General features: G+C 37.5%; 1 protein-coding gene. It reads left to right on the top strand.

Annotated features, from left to right (window positions below; all coding sequences use genetic code 11):
* Positions 1-762: 762 nt before the first annotated feature.
* Complete coding sequence (locus I6U50_RS07970; protein ID WP_198638452.1) at positions 763-1,422, top strand: uracil-DNA glycosylase family protein; 660 nt, start codon at positions 763-765, stop codon at positions 1,420-1,422.
* Positions 1,423-1,865: the final 443 nt, after the last annotated feature.

Raw genomic sequence — 1,865 nt, 5'->3', positions numbered from 1 at the left:
TAGGGATTAGGGATTAGGGAAAGAGGCAGAAGTCAGAGAATTTAAAAATCCATAACTGACTAAGACTACAGTCTAATAACTACCGTCTAGAGGGGGTGAAAGTTAAAGGTTAAAGGTTAATAGGGAATAGGGATTAGGGATTAGGGAAAGAGGCAGGAGTCAGAGAATTTAAAAATCCATAACTGACTAAGACTACAGTCTAATAACTACCGTCTAGAGGGAGTTAAAAGTTAAAAGTGAATAGTTAATAGGGAAAGAGGTAAGAGAATAGGGAAAAGAGAAAAGAATAAAGAGGTAGAAGTGAGGAAACCCATAACTGACTAAGACTACAGTCTAACAACTACCGTCTAGAGGGGAGGGTTAAAAGGTTAATAGGGAATAGGGATTAGGGAAAGAGGTGAGAGACTAGAGAATAGTTAAAAGAATAAAGAGGCAGAAGTCATGGAATTTTAAACCTATACCTGACTAAGATTAGAGTTTAACAACTACCGTCCAGGGGGGAGTTAAAAGTGAATAGTTAATAGGGATTAAGAAAAAGGTAAGAAAATAGAGAAAAGAATAAAGAGGCAAAAGTCATGGAATTTTAAACCTATACCTGACTAAGACTACAGTCTAATAACTACCGTCTAGAGGGGGTGAAAGTTAAAGGTTAAAAGTTAAAAGTGAATAGGTAAGAGAATAGAGAAAGGAATAAAGAGGCAAAAGTCAGGAGAACAACAAACCCCAAACAACAAACTCCAAAACAAAAAAACGCGAATCACAATGTTTCATCACACTCATCCTTTTAAACCATTTATCCCAAAAAATGCTACAAAACTAATTGTAGGTACCTTGCCGCCACCGCGTTTTACCAAAGGCGAATTAAAAGAAGGCGACGTAAATTTTTGTTATGGCAGTCGCGACGGACTCTTATGGATTGTGCTTGATGTTATCTTTGAGTTGGGCCTTAAATTTGAAACTACAGAAGCGGCTATAAAGCAACGCAAAGACTTTCTTAAAAGGAGAGGGATTGGAATTTGCGATATGGTGGAAAGCAGTAGGAGGGATAAGATAGATGCTTCAGATCTTGGAATGCAGGAAGTGGAACTTCGAAATATTACTGAAATTCTACAACAAAACTCCAAAATTGATACTTTGCTTTTTACCGGTGGAAATTCTAAAAATGGCCCGGAATATTTTTTTAGAAGGCATCTAAAACAAATCGAAAGTGATATCAAATTAAAACTAATTTCTAATGAGGTACCCAGGGTACATCAATTTTTGCTGGATGGGCGACTTATAAAAACCGTATCCCTAACCGCCCCATCGGGTTCGGCTAATCGTGCCATTGGAAGTATGGAGCTTTACAAGCAATTAAAACAAAAAGATAGAGATTTTAATACCATAGATTTTAGGGTAATGCAGTATAGAGAGTGGTTTTGAATTTTACGACTTTAACGTCATGCAAAACTTGTTTCAGCATCTAGCATGTTTAAAAATGTAAAATTTCATCTTAGACCCCGAAATAAATTCGGAGTGACGAATGCTACGTCATCCTGGGATCTAAACTGATTGAAATAACACTTATTTAGAGCTTTGATGAAGAAACAGCCTGGACTCTCGATCAAAAATCGGGGTGAAGAGCCACACGTCATGCTGAACTTATTTTAGAGCCTGCCCCGATTTGAATTCGGTTCACGTAAGCTGCGTCATTCTGAACTTGTTTCAGCATCTAATATGATCTAAATTCACCAACCTATACTCTCGATTTCAAAACAACTTTGACCCCGAAATAAATTCGGGGTGACGAATGCTACGTCATCCTGGGATCTAAACTGATTGAAATACCACTTAATTAGAGCTTTGATGAAGAAACAGCCTGGACT

Origin of the sequence: Salegentibacter maritimus (assembly GCF_016236975.1) — a bacterium.
Lineage (GTDB): Bacteria > Bacteroidota > Bacteroidia > Flavobacteriales > Flavobacteriaceae > Salegentibacter > Salegentibacter maritimus.
The sequence above is the reverse complement of the archived record's forward strand: the minus strand, read 5'-3'. Positions and strand labels throughout refer to the sequence as shown.

Bases quoted from the DNA above. Each gene is read 5' to 3' on its own strand.
- I6U50_RS07970 (WP_198638452.1), top strand. From the start codon at position 763: ATGTTTCATCACACTCATCCTTTTAAACCATTTATCCCAAAAAATGCT.